The organism is Pluralibacter gergoviae ATCC 33028 = NBRC 105706, assembly GCF_001598855.1.
Classification (GTDB): domain Bacteria; phylum Pseudomonadota; class Gammaproteobacteria; order Enterobacterales; family Enterobacteriaceae; genus Pluralibacter; species Pluralibacter gergoviae.
Genome location: NZ_BCZS01000001.1, coordinates 139,085 through 155,270 on the forward strand (window position 1 = coordinate 139,085; position 16,186 = coordinate 155,270).

13 protein-coding genes are annotated in these 16,186 nt (G+C 59.8%); 6 read left to right on the plus strand and 7 right to left on the minus strand.

Features of this window, described 5'->3' with window-relative positions; genetic code table 11:
* Positions 1 to 77 precede the first annotated feature (77 nt).
* Positions 78 to 851, plus strand: coding sequence for an SDR family oxidoreductase (locus ENGE1_RS00695; RefSeq protein WP_048253874.1), 774 nt, complete (start codon positions 78 to 80; stop codon positions 849 to 851).
* On the opposite strand, the gene glpC is transcribed toward ENGE1_RS00695, so the two are convergent.
* Genes glpC through glpA form a run of 3 tightly spaced genes read right to left on the minus strand, consistent with a single transcriptional unit; the run spans position 838 to position 4,896 of the window.
* Positions 838 to 2,034, minus strand: coding sequence for an anaerobic glycerol-3-phosphate dehydrogenase subunit GlpC (glpC, locus tag ENGE1_RS00700; RefSeq protein ID WP_048253875.1), 1,197 nt, complete (start codon positions 2,032 to 2,034; stop codon positions 838 to 840). The genes ENGE1_RS00695 and glpC overlap by 14 nt on opposite strands.
* The gene (glpB, locus tag ENGE1_RS00705) at positions 2,031 to 3,278 is read right to left on the minus strand and encodes a glycerol-3-phosphate dehydrogenase subunit GlpB (RefSeq protein ID WP_048253876.1); all 1,248 of its coding nucleotides are present in this window, start codon (positions 3,276 to 3,278) and stop codon (positions 2,031 to 2,033) included. The genes glpC and glpB overlap by 4 nt, the downstream gene beginning before the upstream one ends.
* Positions 3,268 to 4,896 carry an anaerobic glycerol-3-phosphate dehydrogenase subunit A gene (glpA, locus tag ENGE1_RS00710; protein ID WP_048253877.1) on the minus strand — a complete coding sequence of 543 codons (1,629 nt, stop codon included), beginning with the start codon at positions 4,894 to 4,896 and terminating at the stop codon, positions 3,268 to 3,270. The genes glpB and glpA overlap by 11 nt, the downstream gene beginning before the upstream one ends.
* A gap of 269 nt (positions 4,897 to 5,165) precedes the next feature.
* Here glpA and glpT point away from each other — a divergent pair, with 269 nt between their 5' ends.
* The 4 genes from glpT to ENGE1_RS28210 all read left to right on the plus strand — a co-directional run bounded on the left by glpT (position 5,166) and on the right by ENGE1_RS28210 (position 8,472).
* The gene (glpT, locus tag ENGE1_RS00715) at positions 5,166 to 6,518 is read left to right on the plus strand and encodes a glycerol-3-phosphate transporter (RefSeq protein ID WP_043082764.1); all 1,353 of its coding nucleotides are present in this window, start codon (positions 5,166 to 5,168) and stop codon (positions 6,516 to 6,518) included.
* Between the two features lie 12 nt (positions 6,519 to 6,530).
* Positions 6,531 to 7,601, plus strand: coding sequence for a glycerophosphodiester phosphodiesterase (gene glpQ, locus ENGE1_RS00720; RefSeq protein ID WP_048253878.1), 1,071 nt, complete (start codon positions 6,531 to 6,533; stop codon positions 7,599 to 7,601).
* 147 nt (positions 7,602 to 7,748) lie between these two features.
* Positions 7,749 to 8,288 carry a hypothetical protein gene (locus ENGE1_RS00725; RefSeq protein ID WP_048253879.1) on the plus strand — a complete coding sequence of 180 codons (540 nt, stop codon included), beginning with the start codon at positions 7,749 to 7,751 and terminating at the stop codon, positions 8,286 to 8,288.
* The gene (locus ENGE1_RS28210) at positions 8,260 to 8,472 is read left to right on the plus strand and encodes a hypothetical protein (protein ID WP_072062223.1); all 213 of its coding nucleotides are present in this window, start codon (positions 8,260 to 8,262) and stop codon (positions 8,470 to 8,472) included. The genes ENGE1_RS00725 and ENGE1_RS28210 overlap by 29 nt, the downstream gene beginning before the upstream one ends.
* 40 nt (positions 8,473 to 8,512) lie before the next feature.
* Here the strand turns inward: ENGE1_RS28210 and yfaE are convergent, their stop codons facing one another.
* From yfaE to ubiG, 4 genes are all read right to left on the minus strand, one after another.
* Positions 8,513 to 8,767: a class I ribonucleotide reductase maintenance protein YfaE gene (gene yfaE / locus ENGE1_RS00730; RefSeq protein ID WP_043082767.1), complete on the minus strand. Its 255-nt coding sequence runs from the start codon at positions 8,765 to 8,767 to the stop codon at positions 8,513 to 8,515.
* Positions 8,767 to 9,897, minus strand: coding sequence for a class Ia ribonucleoside-diphosphate reductase subunit beta (nrdB, locus tag ENGE1_RS00735; RefSeq protein WP_043082769.1), 1,131 nt, complete (start codon positions 9,895 to 9,897; stop codon positions 8,767 to 8,769). Before nrdB ends, yfaE begins: the two co-directional genes overlap by 1 nt.
* Before the next feature lie 78 nt (positions 9,898 to 9,975).
* Positions 9,976 to 12,261 carry a class 1a ribonucleoside-diphosphate reductase subunit alpha gene (gene nrdA / locus ENGE1_RS00740; RefSeq protein ID WP_043082772.1) on the minus strand — a complete coding sequence of 762 codons (2,286 nt, stop codon included), beginning with the start codon at positions 12,259 to 12,261 and terminating at the stop codon, positions 9,976 to 9,978.
* Positions 12,262 to 12,614: 353 nt separating this feature from the next.
* Positions 12,615 to 13,340 (minus strand): bifunctional 2-polyprenyl-6-hydroxyphenol methylase/3-demethylubiquinol 3-O-methyltransferase UbiG, encoded by a 726-nt coding sequence (gene ubiG, locus ENGE1_RS00745; protein ID WP_043082773.1) that lies wholly within the window; start codon positions 13,338 to 13,340, stop codon positions 12,615 to 12,617.
* A gap of 159 nt (positions 13,341 to 13,499) precedes the next feature.
* Between ubiG and gyrA the strand changes: the two genes are divergently transcribed.
* Positions 13,500 to 16,139, plus strand: coding sequence for a DNA topoisomerase (ATP-hydrolyzing) subunit A (gene gyrA, locus ENGE1_RS00750; protein ID WP_048253880.1), 2,640 nt, complete (start codon positions 13,500 to 13,502; stop codon positions 16,137 to 16,139).
* The last annotated feature ends 47 nt before the right edge of the window (positions 16,140 to 16,186 follow it).

The following is a 16,186-nucleotide window of genomic DNA, read 5'->3' on the forward strand; positions in this document are numbered from 1 at the left end:
GTCGTTCTCCGGAACGATAGCCGGGACGTACCGCGCCTTTTTATAGTGCCTTCAGCAGACTAAAAAAGGAGCGCATTATGACCTATGCAGCCGACGCCTTCCGCGGCCGGGTGGTGCTGGTGACCGGCGGCGCCCAGGGCATTGGCCTGGCGATTGCCGCCGCCTTCGCCCGCCTCGGCGCCGCGGTGGTGATTGCCGACCAGCAGGAGCAAAAATCGCGGGACAGCGCCGCGCGGCTGCGCGGGGAGGGGCTGCGGGTTGACGCAGTTGCCTGCGATCTGGCCGAGCCGGAGAGCGCCGCGGCGCTGGTTGACGCGACGACTCAGCTTCACGGCAGACTGGACGTACTGGTCCATAACGCCGCTTACTTTCCCCTGACGCCCTTTTCAGAGATAGACGCCCCGCTGCTGCAGCGCACCCTCGGCGTCAATCTGATGGCGCCTTTTTTCCTTGCCCGGGCGGCGCGGCCGTGGATGCGCGGCGGCGGGCGCATTCTGGTCACCTCCTCGGTGACCGGCCCGCGGGTCGCTTATCCCGGACTGGCGCACTATGCCGCCTCAAAGGCGGGCGTCAACGGTTTTATTCGCGCCGCCGCCCTTGAGCTGGCCGCGGACGGGATCACCGTCAACGGCGTGGAGCCGGGGATGATCCGCACGCCCGCCATGAATAACCTGGGTGATAAAGAGGTGAGTCAAGCGATAGCCGCCGCCGTGCCGCTGGGGCGGCTCGGTGAGCCGGAAGAGATTGCCGGCGCAATGCTCTTTCTGGCTTCACCGGCGGCGGCCTATATTACCGGACAAACGCTGGTGGTGGACGGCGGCGCGCTGCTGCCGGAAGCTACTCTGCGCTGAGCGCCTGCGCCAGCAGCGAAATGGGATGCTCGCAGCGCTTGCTGGTGGACATCTCAATCTGCCACTTGCAGGTTTCGCAGTCGGTGATAACCAGGTCTGCGCCGCTCTCCTCAATCTGGCGGAACAGCGGGGCGCCGATGGCCTGCGAGGTCAGGTAGTTCTCTGCCTTAAAGCCATAAGTGCCTGCAATACCGCAGCACTGCGAGTCCAGCACCTGAACCTCCAGCTCGGGGATTTTCCGCAGCAGGTCGAGGGTGTAAATCGCCCAGCCCATCTTTTCCATGTGGCAGGCGGTGTGGTAGACCACCTTCAGCGGCAGGCGGCGCAGCGGCAGGGTTTTACCGCCGTCCAGTTGCTTCCAGATCCAGCGGGTCGCCAGCTCAATGTTGTCGCGCAGATCGGCATTCTCCACGTCCAGCAGGTGCGGATATTCGTCGCGCAGGGTAAAGGTGCAGGTGGACGATGTCGCCACGACCGGCAGGCGCTTGTCGACGATTGCCCGCCGCAGGGCGTCGGTATTGCTGCTGGCCTGCTTGCGCGCCTTTGCCATAAAGCCGTTGGCAATCAGCGGTACGCCGCAGCACTTCTCTTTATCCAGCAGCTGCACGCCGGTGCCGAGCGCGTTCAGCACCCGCACCAGATCTTTCCCCAGCTGCGGGTGGTTGTAGTTGACGTAGCAGCCGTGAAAAAAGGCGGCCTGCTCGGGATACTGCGCCTGCGCGTCGGCGACGCTGCGGTACCAGCGGCGAAAGGTGCTGTTGCCGTATTTCGGCAGCGTGCGGCGGTGATCGATTTTCAGCGTTTTATCCAGCAGCCTGCGTACCGGCTTCAGTCCGGTCGTGGCGTTGACCAGCGGCGAGAAGGGCACCGAAAGCGATCCCATTAGGTCGGTGTGGCTGAGAATAGCGTCGCGCAGGGTTGGCTTTTTCTGGCTGTACTGCGCCCGCGCCCGCTGGATAATATCGCCAATTTTGACATCGGACGGGCAGGCGACCTCACAGCGCTTGCAGTTGATGCAGTCCTTCAGCGCCTCGTCGTACAGCGCGCCGTTCTTCAGGCGCAGGCGCTCGCCGTCGGGGCCGGCCTGCTTGGGGCCCGGATAGTGTGGGTTGACGCGCACCACCGGACAGGCGGTGGTGCAGACCGTGCACTTGATGCAGTTTTCGAAGCGGGTATTGCTCATGCGTCACCTCCTGCGAGCGCACTGATTTGTCGGGCAGCGTGCAGCGCCGTAATGGCGCTGACGCCGCCGCCGCAGCCCTGGGCGATGGCGTCGAAGCCGCCGAGTACGCCGCCGATGGCGTACAGGTTGTCAATCTGCTGGCCTTCGCGCTGTCCGCGCAGCGAGGCATCGGTCCTGACGCCGCAGCGCTGCCACGGCTGCGAATCAAAAAAGTCATTGTTATACCACGCGTTACGCGACAGCAACGGCGTAATGTCCAGATTGAAGACCGGCTCGCAGATTTTATCCCGGCGGGCGACGAGGCCGCTGCTGAAGAAGCCGCCGCTGGCGAGCACCGCAAAGCGGGTCTGTAGCGGAACATCGCCGTGATTGCGGGTGGAGACAGAGGACACCCGCGCGCCGTCAAAGGCAACGGCCGCCACCTCATCGCCGGCAAGCCATGTCCCGCCCAGTCGGACAAAGTGGCGCTGGAGCGCGGTGTGCATGCGGATACCCGGCACCGAGGGCGGCAGCGTGGGCAGCAGCGCGAGCGGACAGGGAAGCTGTTCGCTGAGCCAGCGCCAGAGCTGGGAATTTTGCAGCCCGAAGCAGGCCGGAAACAGCAGGCGATCGTAGCGTTCGGCGATGGGACGCAGGGCACCCAGCAGCGCCGCCCACTGGCTCTTCTCATCCAGCAGGCGGGCGATATTGACGGAGCGGAACTCCGAGGCGTTTTCGCGCAGGTCGTCCAGCTGGGGCAGTTCGATATCAATCGCGTCGGCGAGGGCGCCGGCCTTGCACAGGGCCGGGGCGGCCAGGTGGGCCTGAAAGTCGGGAAAGCCGCTGATGCCCACCACGGCAATGCGTTCGCCGCTGACCGGCCCGATCGGCGCCTCTTCCGGGCTCAGCCAGGCGCGCTTCAGGCCGCCGAGCGGCGTGATGCGCTGGTGCTGGTTATTGAGCCCGCCCTGCAGGGCGACGCCGCAGCCGGCCAGCAGCTTCTCGGCCTGGCAGGCATAATCGATAACCTGCCCGGCACCGATCAGGCTGTAGGGGTGTTCCGGGTGACTCACCGCCAGCGCGGCGAGGCTTTGTTCAAGCGTCTCGCCCGCCGGCGCGTCGAGCAGATCGAGAGAGCCGGAGGAAAAATGCAGCCCGTTCTGGCCGCGGCTGATGATCGCGCAGCGCAGGCCCCGCTGGCTGAGAGTGATGCCGCACAGCAGGCCCGCCAGCCCGCCGCCGATGATAAGGGTGTCAAACTTCATCCCGGTTCTCCTTTTCAAGTCCGCAAAGCCCCAGCCATACCCAGCGGGTAAAGTCGCTCTCGCGCAGCGCGTCGCCCCAGGCGATAGGCTGCACGCCTTTCCATCGCTCGTTGAGGAAATCGGAGAGCTGGTTGAGGGACTGGGCGGGCGTGGTAACCTCAAAGCGGTTAAGCAGCGCGGCGGCGCGGCAGGCGCACAGCTCGCCCTGGCAGGTGCCCATCCCTACGCGGGTGCGGCGGCGCAGGTCGAGCAGGTTTTTCACCGCCAGATTGTCCACCGCGTACTGGACCTCGCCGGCGGTGACCGCCTCACATTCGCACACCAGGCTGCGGTGCAGGCGCGAATCGCCGAGCCACGCCGGGGTGCGGTCGCCGTGGCGGTAGACCGCGGAGCCGCGCAGCGGCGCCGGCAGCGAGATGATTTTTTGCAGCGTCTTTTCTGCCGGCTCCTGCGAGCCGGGCAGCGGTTCGTTAGCGGTGGTACAGCGGACCTCAATCCCCAGCTTGCGGCATACTGCATCGGTGGCCATTTCGGCCATCAGCCGGTAGGTCATCAGCTTGCCGCCGGTGATGGTAATAAACCCCTCCAGGCCGTCGCGGGCGGCGTGGTCGAGCAGGACAATGCCGCGGCTGACGCTGCGGCCGCTCGGGTCGTCATCGCTGGCGACCAGCGGGCGCACGCCGCTGTAGGCGCGCAGAATGCGGGTGCGGGCCATTACCGGCGAGAGTTTTTCACCTTCGCGCAGCAGGATATCCACCTCTTCGGCGGTAACGCGGTTGCTGTCGATATCGTTGTAGTCGATGTGCGTGGAGGTGGTGCCAATCAGCGAAATGGTGTCGCCGGGCACGAGGATGTCGGCATCCGCCGGCTTGCGGCAGCGGTTGATCACGTGCTGATTAATGCGGTGGTCAAAGATCAGCAGAGAGCCCTTCGCCGGGAACATGCGCACCGAGAGATCGGCATATTCAGCGATTCGCTGCCCCCAGATACCGCCCGCGTTAACCACTACCGGCGCATGGAGCGTTTCGCGCACGCCGTGGGTTTTGTCGTAAATCATGACGCCCGCGATCCTGTCGCCCTGGCGGAGCAGGCCGGTCACCTCGCAGCCGGTGCGCACCACGGCCCCGCGCTCGCGGGCGTCAAGCATATTGGCGGCGGTGAGGCGAAACGGATCGACCGTGCCGTCCGGCACCTTTACCGCCCCGATGAGCGCCGGATTCACCGACGGTTCCATCTGCAGCGCCTGCTCCGGGGTGAGCTGTAGGGTATCAATTCCGGCTGCGCGGCAGGCGTCGATAAATGTCTGCTGATAGTCCAGGCAGTCCTCCGGGAGCGTAATGAATAGGCCGCCGGTAGGCTCCACGCAGTGGCGGGCAACCCTTTTCAGGATAGCGTTCTCGGCGATGCACTCCCGGGCGGATTCCGGATCGGTAACGGCATAGCGCGCGCCGCTGTGCAGCAGGCCGTGATTGCGGCCGGTTGCGCCGGTGGCGATATCATCGCGCTCCACGAGGGTGACGCGCAGTCCGCGCCGGGCGCAGTCGCGCGCGATACCGGCGCCGGTCGCGCCGCCGCCAATAATAATGACATCGCTTTCGTTTGCAGATGGGATAATCATGCAACATCCTCTGTGTTCGTTTTAATCCATTTAGCCACAATTATGTTGTGGATTGTTTGATATCGAGCATATTCGAGCAATAAAAGAAAATACAACGTGACAATGTGCGCATATTGGAGCAAATTGTCATAAAAATGTAACAATCTGTGCGATGTTTCACAGTCCGGCTACGTCGCTTCTCTTACTATGCGGCCGCTCTGGCGACCTCACAGATGTTCGTTTTTGTTCGGTCGCGTTTATTTTGTTCTTAATGGCCACGGAGGCTGTTCATGTTAAGTATTTTTAAACCTGCGCCGCATAAGGCACGGGTAGCCGATGCGGAGGTCGATCCGCTCTATCGCCGCCTGCGCTGGCAAATATTCCTCGGGATCTTCTTTGGTTACGCCGCCTATTACCTGGTGCGAAAAAACTTTGCCCTGGCGATGCCCTACCTGGTCGAGCAGGGCTTCTCGCGCGGCGATCTGGGGTTTGCCCTGTCGGGTATCTCCATCGCCTACGGCTTTTCTAAGTTCATTATGGGCTCGGTGTCGGACCGCTCGAATCCGCGCGTCTTCCTGCCGGCAGGTCTGATTCTGGCCGCGGCGGTGATGCTGTTTATGGGCTTCGTGCCGTGGGCGACTTCCAGCATTATGGTGATGTTCGTACTGCTGTTCCTCTGCGGCTGGTTCCAGGGAATGGGTTGGCCGCCGTGCGGGCGCACCATGGTGCACTGGTGGTCGCAGAAGGAGCGCGGTGGGATTGTGTCGGTCTGGAACTGCGCCCACAACGTCGGCGGCGGTATTCCGCCGCTGCTGTTTCTGCTGGGGATGGCGTGGTTTAACGACTGGCACGCGGCGCTCTATATGCCCGCTTTCGGCGCAATCCTGGTGGCTATTTTCGCCTTTGCCATGATGCGCGATACGCCGCAGTCCTGCGGCCTGCCGCCGATCGAAGAGTACAAAAACGACTATCCGGACAACTATACCGAGAAAGACGAGCAGGAGCTGACGGCGAAACAGATCTTCATGCAGTACATCCTGCCTAACCGGCTGCTGTGGTATATCGCCGTCGCCAACGTGTTCGTTTATCTGCTGCGCTACGGCATTCTCGACTGGTCGCCGACCTATCTCAAAGAGGTGAAGCACTTCGCGCTGGATAAGTCCTCCTGGGCCTATTTCTTCTACGAGTACGCGGGCATTCCCGGTACGCTGCTGTGCGGCTGGATGTCGGATAAGGTGTTCCGCGGCAACCGCGGCGCGACCGGCGTCTTCTTTATGACCCTGGTGACCATTGCGACCATCGTTTACTGGCTTAACCCGCCGGGTAATCCGGGCGTGGATATGATCTGCATGATCGTCATCGGCTTCCTGATTTACGGTCCGGTAATGCTTATCGGCCTGCACGCTCTGGAGCTGGCGCCGAAGAAAGCGGCGGGTACCGCCGCGGGCTTTACCGGCCTGTTTGGCTACCTCGGCGGATCGGTGGCGGCGAGCGCGATTGTCGGCTACACCGTCGACTTCTTCGGCTGGGACGGCGGCTTTATGGTGATGATCGGCGGCAGCGTGCTGGCGGTGCTTCTGCTGGCCATCGTCATGGTCGGCGAGCGCAGGCAGCATCGTGAAAATCAGGCAAAACTGGGATAAGGAACGCTGAAGATGAAGCACGCATTAAGCGCGCTGATGGCAGGGATCGTGCTGGCGGGCTGTGCCGCCAGCGGGATTGCCGCAGCGAATGAGAAGATTGTTATCGCCCACCGGGGCGCCAGCGGCTACCTGCCGGAACATACGCTGCCTGCCAAGGCAATGGCCTACGCGCAGGGAGCGGACTATCTGGAGCAGGATCTGGTCATGACCAAAGATGACCAACTGGTAGTGCTGCACGACCACTACCTTGACCGGGTAACGGACGTTGCCGACCGCTTTCCGGACCGCGCCCGTAAGGATGGCCGCTTCTACGCCATCGACTTTACGCTGGCGGAAATCAAGTCCCTGAAGTTCAGCGAAGGCTTTGAGATCAAGGACGGCAAGAAGGTGCAGACCTTCCCGGGCCGCTTCCCGATGGGTAAATCTGACTTCCGGGTGCACACCTTCGAAGAGGAGATCGAGTTCATCCAGGGGCTGAATCACTCCACCGGTAAGAACATCGGTATCTACCCTGAGATCAAGTCGCCGTGGTTCCACCACCAGGAGGGCAAGGATATCGCCGCCCGCACCCTGGAGGTGCTGAAGAAGTACGGCTACACCAGCAAGCAGGACAAGGTCTACCTTCAGTGCTTTGACGCCGATGAGCTCAAGCGCATCAAGAACGCGCTTGAGCCGAAGATGGGGATGGATCTCAAGCTGGTGCAGCTTATCGCCGAGACCGACTGGAACGAGACGCAGCAGAAGCAGGCCGACGGCACCTGGGTTAACTACAGCTATGACTGGATGTTTAAGCCCGGCGCGATGCAGCAGATAGCGAAATACGCCGACGGCATCGGCCCTGACTATCATATGCTGATTGCCGACAGCTCAACGCCGGGGCACATCAGGGCGACGGCGATGGTCAAAGAGGCACACGCCAGCCATCTTCAGGTGCATCCGTATACGGTGCGAGCCGACCAGCTGCCGCCGTATGCCAGCAACGTGAACCAGCTGTATGATGCGCTGTACAAGCAGGTGGGCGTTGACGGGCTGTTTACCGATTTTCCGGATAAGGCCGTGAAGTATCTGGAGACGAATCAGTAATTCTGTTGTGGAAAGTACGATCCCATACCTTTTGGTATGGGATCGTAGCAAATCTGGAAAGCGTTACGCAGTTTACTTAACCTCCCTTTGTCTCCTCTTTAACCCTCTGATTGAATGACGTGAGTTACCATTTTCGCAGGAGCGAATGTGAATACGCATCTTCAATGGACGCCGTCATTTAACAATCAGTTCGGGGACAGGACAATCTACCGACTTTTTGTTCTCGGCGATAAAATCTTCGCGGTGGGTTTTGAATTTGTGGCAACGCTGGACGAGCTTTCAGGAAAAGGTATTAACATTCGTTCAGTGAACTCTACCTTTCATTATCCCGCAAGCGGCGTTTGGGGGGTTATCTTTGATGAAATTGATCCCGTTTTGTTGAGTTTTAAGGGATTCCAGCATATAGCTCATTCGGGGCTGGGAAGCGGGCGGGTCTTACTCAATGTTGCAAGTACAATTCTTGAGCACTACAATGCTTGCGGTGCCGGCGCCTATGTTTTCTCTGCTGCAGTAGACGCGGCCCATTTGCGCCGCTCAGATCTGGTCATACTCTACGACAGGCTGTTGGGGCTTAATGGCTATGTGAAAGGGAAGTTGTTTCGCGAGCAGTTTGCCGGCTGGAAAGCCAGTAGCGACACATTAACAGGAGGTAGAGGTTATGTCATCACAACAACAAGTTACTCATGACGATGTATCGGCGGCCGAACGCGCTAAATTTGAGATGGGGCAGCGGTTACATACAGCCGCTGGCATTATACTGCGCAGTAAGCTGGCCTCAGGTGAAATCAAGGTGGTTAACGGACGCTATGTCGGACGCTGCCTGCAGGTAACGCCCCTGCGTAAATTGCGCGCTAAATCGTCAGCAGAATAGAGTACTTATTCAGTAAAAAGGCCGCATTGCGCGGCCTTTTTCACATCTCAATCTCAATATCGCCCTTCGCCCGGCAGCAGCAGGGCAGGATCTCGCCCTGGCTGATAAAGGCCAGCGGCTCGGTCAGCCAGTCCACCTGGCCGGAGACCAGCCGGCAGCGGCAGGAGCCGCAGTAGCCGGAGCGGCACTGGTACTCAACCTGAACCTGATGCGACTCCAGCGCCGCCAGCAGGGAAGGGTGCTCTTCCCGGCACAGCACTTCGGTGCCGGAAAGGCGCAGGGTTACGCGGCTCATCAGAGCTGGAAGCTGCTTAAGTCGTCGGCGTCGATTTCAGAATCGATCTGGCCGACCAGATAGGAGCTGACTTCCACTTCCTGCGGCGCGACCTGGACGTTATCGGAGACCAGCCAGGTGTTGATCCACGGGATCGGATTGGAGCGGGTCTCAAACGGCAGATCCAGCCCCACCGCCTGCATACGGATGTTGGTGATGTACTCCACGTACTGGCAGAGAATGCCTTTATTAAGACCGATCATCGAGCCGTCGCGGAACAGGTAGTCTGCCCACTCTTTCTCCTGCTGGGCCGCCAGCACGAACAGGTCGTAGCACTCCTGTTTGCACTCTTCGGCAATCTCCGCCATCTCCGGATCGTCCTGGCCGCTGCGCAGCAGGTTGAGCATGTGCTGGGTGCCGGTCAGGTGCAGGGCCTCATCGCGGGCGATCAGGCGGATGATTTTGGCGTTACCCTCCATCAGCTTGCGCTCGGCAAAGGCAAAGGAGCAGGCGAAGCTAACGTAGAAGCGAATCGCCTCCAGCGCGTTAACGCTCATCAGGCAGAGATAGAGCTTCTTCTTCAGCTCGCGCAGGTTAACCGTGATGGTTTTACCGTTAACGCTGTGGGTGCCTTCACCCAGCAGGTGCCAGTAGCTGGTCAGCGCGATCAGGTCGTCATAGTAGTGGGAGATCCCCTCGGCGCGCTTCTGGATCTGCTCATTGGTGACGATATCGTCAAACACCGTCGCCGGATCGTTGACGATGTTGCGGATGATGTGGGTATAGGAGCGGGAGTGGATGGTCTCTGAGAAGGCCCAGGTCTCTACCCAGGTTTCCAGCTCCGGAATCGAGATCAGCGGCAGCAGGGCGACGTTCGGGCTGCGGCCCTGAATGGAGTCCAGCAGGGTCTGATACTTGAGGTTGCTGATAAAAATGTGCTTCTCGTGCTCCGGCAGGGCCTGATAGTCGATGCGATCGCGGGAAACGTCCACCTCTTCCGGGCGCCAGAAAAAGGAGAGCTGCTTTTCAATAAGCTTTTCAAAGATATCGTATTTCTGCTGGTCGAAGCGCGCCACGTTGACCGGCTGGCCGAAGAACATCGGCTCTTTCAGCTGATCGTTTTTCGTCTGTGAAAAAGTGGTGTATGCCATGGGTGTGTGTCCTGTGGTTATTTTCCCCGCACCCCGGCCCTCTCCCAGGGGGGGAGAGGGTTAGGGTGAGGGGGAATATCAAATCTTACATGCGCCGCTTTCGCAGCCGTCATCCTGGATGGACGGGGCCAGGTCGTCCTGCGCGTCCTCTGCGCCATCACGGGTGTTGTGATAGTACAGGGTTTTCACGCCAAACTTATAGGCGTTGAGCAGGTCTTTGAGCAGCTGCTGCATCGGCACTTTGCCCGACGGGAAGCGCGTCGGATCGTAGTTGGTATTCGCCGAAATCGCCTGATCGATAAATTTCTGCATGATGCCCACCAGCTGCAGATAGCCGTCGTTGTTCGGCATTTCCCACAGCAGCTCGTAGCTGCCCTGCAGATTTTCGTAGTCCGGCACCACCTGGCGCAGAATGCCATCTTTCGACGCCTTGATGCTCACGTGGCCGCGCGGCGGCTCAATGCCGTTGGTGGCATTGGAGATCTGCGACGAGGTTTCTGACGGCATCAGGGCTGAGAGCGTGGAGTTGCGTAGGCCGTGCGCCTTGACGGACTCGCGGAGCGCATCCCAGTCATAGTGCAGTTCTTCGCTGACGATGGCATCCAGATCTTTCTTGTAAGTGTCGATCGGCATAATGCCCTGAGCGTAGGTGGTTTCATTAAACCACGGGCAGGCTCCCTGCTCCTTCGCCAGTTCGTTAGACGCCTTCAGCAGGTAGTACTGAATCGCTTCGAAGGTTTTGTGCGTCAGGTTATTGGCGCTGCCGTCAGAGTAGCGCTTGCCGTGCTTCGCCAGGTAGTAGGCGAAGTTAATCACGCCGATACCCAGGGTGCGGCGGCCCATTGCGCCGCGCTTCGCCGCCGGGATTGGGTAATCCTGATAGTCGAGCAGGGCGTCAAGGGCGCGCACTGCCAGAATCGCCAGCTCTTCCAGGTCGTCGAGGCTGTCGATAGCGCCGAGGTTGAAGGCAGAGAGCGTGCAGAGCGCGATCTCGCCGTTTTCGTCGTTAACGTCTTCCAGCGGCTTGGTCGGCAGGGCGATTTCCAGGCACAGGTTAGACTGGCGCACCGGGGCAACCGCCGGATCGAACGGACTGTGGGTATTGCAGTGGTCGACGTGCTGGATGTAGATGCGGCCGGTGGAGGCGCGCTCCTGCATCATCAGCGAGAACAGGTCCGCGGCCTTGATGCGCTGCTTGCGGATGCTGTCGTCTTTCTCATATTTAGTGTACAGGCGCTCAAACTCATCCTGATCGACAAAGAAAGCGTCGTACAGGCCCGGCACGTCAGAGGGGCTGAAGAGGGTTATCTCTTCCCCCTTCAGCAGGCGGGTGTACATCAGCTTGTTGATCTGCACGCCGTAGTCCATGTGGCGCACGCGGTTGGCGTCGGTACCGCGGTTGTTTTTCAGCACCAGCAGGCTTTCCACTTCCAGATGCCACATCGGATAGAAGAGCGTGGCCGCACCGCCGCGCACGCCGCCCTGCGAGCAGGACTTCACTGCCGTCTGGAAGTGCTTGTAGAACGGAATACAGCCGGTGTGGAACGCCTCGCCGCCGCGGATCGGGCTGCCCAGCGCGCGAATGCGCCCGGCGTTGATGCCGATACCGGCGCGCTGGGAAACATACTTCACAATCGCGCTGGAGGTGGCGTTAATAGAGTCGAGGCTGTCGCCGCACTCGATCAGCACGCAGGAGCTGAACTGGCGCGTCGGGGTGCGCACGCCGGACATGATCGGCGTCGGCAGCGAAATCTTGAACGTGGATACCGCATCGTAGAAGCGCTTCACGTAGTCCAGCCGGGTTTCGCGCGGGTAGCCGGAGAACAGGCAGGCGGCAACCAGCATATAGAGGAACTGCGCGCTTTCGTAGATCTCGCCGGTGACGCGGTTCTGCACCAGGTATTTGCCTTCCAGCTGCTTGACGGCCGCATAGGAGAAGTTCATGTCGCGCCAGTGATCGATAAAGCCGTTCATCTGCTCGAACTCTTCTTCCGTGTAGTCTTCCAGCAGATGCCTGTCGTATTTACCCAGCTCGACCATCTTCACTACGTGGTCATACAGCGCCGGCGGCTCAAACTGGCCGTAGGCTTTTTTGCGCAGGTGGAAAATGGCCAGCCGCGCCGCCAGATACTGGTAGTCCGGCGCGTCGCGGGAGATCAGGTCCGCCGCCGCTTTGATGATAGTCTCATGGATATCGGCGGTTTTGATGCCGTCGTAGAACTGGATGTGAGAGCGCAGCTCAACCTGAGACACAGAAACGTTGTTCAGACCTTCTGCCGCCCAATCCAGCACCCGATGAATTTTGTCGAGATTAATGCGCTCGGTTCGGCCGTCTCGCTTCGTCACCAGCAGACTCTGATTCATTTGCTATACCTGTCCGTGAAATATCCGTGGAAAAAAATATCCCCCGCTTATCCACAAAGCGCCGCTGTGACTAACTCTGTGGATAAATACTATATATAGGGGTTATGTGATAAGTGGAACGCTATATGGTGAGTATTTTAGTAAGGATTCTTTTTAGTACAAGGGTTGATTTTGACGTTAATTTGAGGTTGCGCAGAGGTAATGATCGCTAAGTCCACGGTCCATAAGGCCTGCAGTTAAAGTCAATAATTGCAGAAAAAAAATGAAAATTTGATCGAGTGCTGATTTCTTCATCTTCGTGGTGAATTGCGCAGCTGATGCTGCGCAATTTGTCATAAGAAAAGTCGATATCGTTAGGCGATTTTTGCCGCTGTATGCAACATGTAGTTAACATCGACGCCCGGGCCGAGCTTAAAGCTGTTGGTCAGCGGATTGTAGTGCAGCCCGGTGATGTGCTTCTCCTGGAGCGCCGTCTCATCAATCCAGCCCAGCAGCTCCGACGGTTTGATAAATTTCTTCACGTCGTGGGTGCCCTTCGGCACCATTTTCATCACGTACTCGGCGCCGAACACCACCATCAGCCAGGCCTTAGGATTGCGGTTAATGGTGGAGAAAAAGACGTGGCCGCCGGGTTTGACCAGCCTGGCACAGGCTCTGACTACCGAGGCGGGGTCCGGCACGTGCTCAAGCATCTCCATGCAGGTGACGACATCGTACTCGCCAGCGTGCTGGTCGGCGTGGTCTTCAACCGTCTCCTGCACGTAGTCGACCTGAATTCCGCTCTCGAGGGCGTGCAGGCGCGCCACCTGCAGCGGCTCGGCGCCCATATCCAGTCCGGTTACCCGCGCGCCTTCCCGCGCCATGCTCTCGGCGAGGATCCCGCCGCCGCAGCCGACGTCCAGCACCTTTTTATCAAACAGGCCGCCGGAGCGCCCGGCAATATAGCCCAGTCGCAGCGGATTGATGCGGTGCAGGGGCTTAAACTCTCCTTCCAGATCCCACCAGCGGGAGGCGACGGCCTCAAATTTGGCGATTTCGGCGCTGTCGACGTTAGCCACCGGCGGTTTTTCGGCATTCATGGGCGCATTAACTCCTTTTTTCATTAAGCTGTTGAGTATATCAGCCCGGCTGTACGAATAAAGCGCCGGGCGGATGCTATAGGTTTACCTCAATCACGGCGGCTGTGTTATAATTTGCGACCTTTGAATCCGGGAAACAAGTAGAGGGATAGCGGTTAGATGAGCGACCTTGCGAGAGAAATTACACCGGTCAACATTGAGGAAGAGTTAAAGAACTCTTATCTGGACTATGCGATGTCGGTCATTGTTGGCCGTGCGCTGCCGGATGTCCGAGATGGCCTGAAACCGGTACACCGTCGCGTGCTTTACGCCATGAACGTTTTGGGCAATGACTGGAACAAAGCCTATAAAAAATCCGCCCGCGTGGTCGGTGACGTCATCGGTAAATACCACCCTCATGGTGATACTGCCGTTTACGACACCATCGTGCGCATGGCGCAGCCATTCTCCTTACGTTACATGCTGGTCGACGGGCAGGGTAACTTTGGTTCCGTTGACGGCGACTCCGCGGCGGCGATGCGTTATACGGAAATCCGTATGTCGAAGATCGCCCACGAGCTGATGGCCGACCTGGAAAAAGAGACGGTCGATTTCGTCGATAACTACGACGGCACCGAGCGCATTCCGGACGTCATGCCGACGAAAATCCCTAACCTGCTGGTCAACGGTGCTTCCGGTATCGCGGTCGGTATGGCGACCAACATTCCTCCGCATAACCTGACGGAAGTGATCAACGGCTGCCTCGCCTACATCGACGATGAGAACATCACCGTTGAAGGGCTGATGGAGCACATTCCGGGGCCAGACTTCCCGACGGCCGCCATCATCAACGGTCGCCGCGGTATCGAAGAAGCGTACCGCACCGGCCGCGGTAAAATCTATATTCGCGCTCGCGCGGAAGTTGAAGCCGATGCGAAAACCGGCCGCGAAACCATCATCGTCCACGAGATCCCTTATCAGGTGAACAAAGCCCGCCTGATTGAGAAAATCGCCGAGCTGGTGAAGGACAAGCGCGTTGAGGGCATCAGCGCCCTGCGCGATGAGTCTGACAAAGACGGTATGCGCATCGTTATCGAAGTGAAGCGCGATGCGGTCGGCGAAGTGGTACTCAATAATCTCTACTCCCAGACTCAGCTGCAGGTCTCCTTCGGCATCAACATGGTTGCGCTGCACCACGGTCAGCCGAAGATCATGACCCTGAAAGAGATTCTGGAAGCGTTCGTGCGCCACCGCCGCGAAGTGGTCACCCGCCGCACCATTTTCGAACTGCGCAAGGCCCGCGACCGCGCCCATATCCTCGAAGCGCTGGCCGTGGCGCTGGCCAATATCGATCCGATTATCGAGCTGATCCGCCGCGCGCCGACGCCGGCAGAAGCGAAGGCCGGCCTTATCGCCCGCGCCTGGGATCTTGGCAACGTCTCCGCGATGCTGGAGCGCGCCGGTGACGACGCCGCCCGTCCGGAGTGGCTGGAGCCGCAGTTCGGCATTCACGACGGCAAATACTGGCTTACCGAGCAGCAGGCCCAGGCGATCCTCGATCTGCGCCTGCAGAAGCTGACCGGCCTCGAGCATGAAAAGCTGCTCGACGAGTACAAAGAGCTGCTGGAGCAGATCGCCGAGCTGCTGCACATTCTCGGCAGTGCCGATCGTCTGATGGAAGTGATCCGCGAGGAGCTGGAGCTGGTCCGCGATCAGTTCGGCGACGAGCGCCGTACCGAAATCACCGCCAACAGCGCCGACATCAACATCGAAGATCTGATCAACCAGGAAGATGTTGTGGTCACCCTGTCTCACCAGGGCTACGTGAAGTATCAGCCGCTGAGCGACTACGAAGCCCAGCGCCGCGGCGGTAAAGGCAAATCTGCCGCCCGCATTAAAGAAGAAGACTTTATCGACCGCCTGCTGGTGGCCAACACCCACGATACCATCCTCTGCTTCTCCAGCCGGGGTCGTCTGTACTGGATGAAGGTCTACCAGCTGCCGGAAGCCAGCCGCGGCGCGCGCGGCCGTCCGATCGTCAACCTGCTGCCGCTTGAGCCAGACGAGCGCATTACCGCTATCCTGCCGGTACGCGAGTACGAAGAGGGCGTCAACGTCTTTATGGCCACCGCCAGCGGGACCGTCAAGAAAACCGCGCTCAAAGAGTTCAGCCGTCCGCGCTCTGCCGGCATCATTGCCGTCAACCTCAACGAGGGCGATGAGCTGATTGGCGTCGATCTGACCTCTGAGGCGGACGAGGTGATGCTGTTCTCCGCCGCCGGTAAAGTGGTTCGCTTCAAGCAGACCGCCGTCCGTGCGATGGGCCGTACCGCCACCGGCGTGCGCGGTATCCGCCTGGCGGGCGAAGACAAGGTTGTGTCGCTGATTGTGCCGCGTAACGACGGCGCTATCCTGACCGTCACGCAGAACGGCTACGGTAAGCGTACCGCCGAGGCGGAGTATCCGACCAAGTCCCGCGGGACGCAGGGCGTTATCTCCATCAAGGTGACCGAACGTAACGGCGCCGTGGTCGGTGCGGTGCAGGTTGAGGACAGCGATCAGATCATGATGATCACCGATGCCGGTACTCTGGTGCGCACCCGCGTCTCGGAAATCAGCGTAGTGGGCCGCAACACTCAGGGCGTTATTCTCATCCGTACCGCGGAAGACGAGAATGTGGTGGGCCTGCAGCGGGTCGCCGAGCCGGTGGATGACGAAGAGCTGGACTCCATCGACGGCAGCGTGGCCGAAGGCGACGATGAAATCGTCCCGGAAAGCGATGCCGAAGACGATGCTGCCGATGAGGCCGACGACGAATAATCGTCCGAAAAATCAGCGTGAGGGCCGGTCTGTACCGGCCCTTTTTC